Below are 933 nucleotides of genomic sequence, written 5' to 3'. Positions count from 1 at the left end.
CGGCGGGGGCGCCGCGTGCCCGGGCACCTGCGACGGACTGCCGTAGGGATGAGGGCCCTGCGTCCCGGGCGAGGCGGCCTGGGGCAGGCCGTAGCCGCCGGTGGAGCCGAGTTCGTCCCGGTACCCGGCGTCCGGCCGATACCCCTCGTCCCGGTAGCCCTCGTCCCGGTATCCGGCCGGGCCCGCCTGCTGCGGGAGCGGCGGAAAGTCCAGCAGGTCGGTGGGGGCCGGCTCTGTGGGATCTGTGGGTACGTCGGTCACTGCGCCGGCCCGGCCTTCCGTTCCGCTGACGGACAGTATTTCGCCGATCACCATACTGTGACCGCCCGGCGGCGCGGACCGCTTTCGTGGAAGCCGGGCAGCCCTCCAGGGCATACGCAGGGTGCTTCCCGGGGAATTCACCCGGTCGAGTGAGAGTCCTTCGACGCCTCGGACGGCCCTGGTCCGGCGCCGGCGGGCGGGGCCGGGCGCGGCGGTCAGCCGCGGGCGCGGGCCATCCGGGCGTCGAGCGAGGCGATCCAGGCCTTGTAGAGGAACGCCGTGGCCAGGGCCATGCCCGCGATCAGGTACGTCATGGACAGCCAGTCGTTGGCCAGCACCACGTCGCCCTTGGTGTGCAGGGACGGCGGCGGGCCGACGTAGGTCAGCCAGATCACGGCGACCACCCAGCCGGCCGCGGCGGCGGCGAGCGCGGCGAGGCGGCCGGGGTACCGGGAGGCGGCGTCAGGGGCGGGACGGGTGAGTTCGCCGAGGCCGAGCAGCAGGCCGGTCAGGCCGCCGAGGCTCAGCAGCAGGCCGTCAGGGAAGCCGCCGCCCTGGTTGGACCCGCCGAGCCCGGCGCGGTGCAGGAAGGATCCGACCGTGCCGACGGCGAGGCCGCACAGCAGGCACAGCACCAGCAGGGCGATCCGGGCGGCGCGGGCGGATCCGGCG

Annotated in this window: 1 protein-coding gene and 1 pseudogene; both read right to left on the bottom strand. The window is 75.2% G+C overall.

Features of this window, described 5'->3' with window-relative positions:
* Nucleotides 1-261 (bottom strand): annotated as a pseudogene (locus KDL01_RS41425) (hypothetical protein); the annotation flags it as partial.
* Nucleotides 262-476: 215 nt separating this feature from the next.
* A partial coding sequence (locus tag KDL01_RS41420) for a DUF6113 family protein (protein ID WP_212534194.1) occupies nt 477-933 on the bottom strand: 457 nt, incomplete at its 5' end.

Origin of the sequence: Actinospica durhamensis, assembly GCF_018139695.1 — a bacterium.
GTDB classification, from domain to species: domain Bacteria; phylum Actinomycetota; class Actinomycetes; order Streptomycetales; family Catenulisporaceae; genus Actinospica; species Actinospica durhamensis.
Note: the sequence above shows the minus strand (reverse complement) of the source record. Positions and strands in the feature narration are given on the sequence as shown.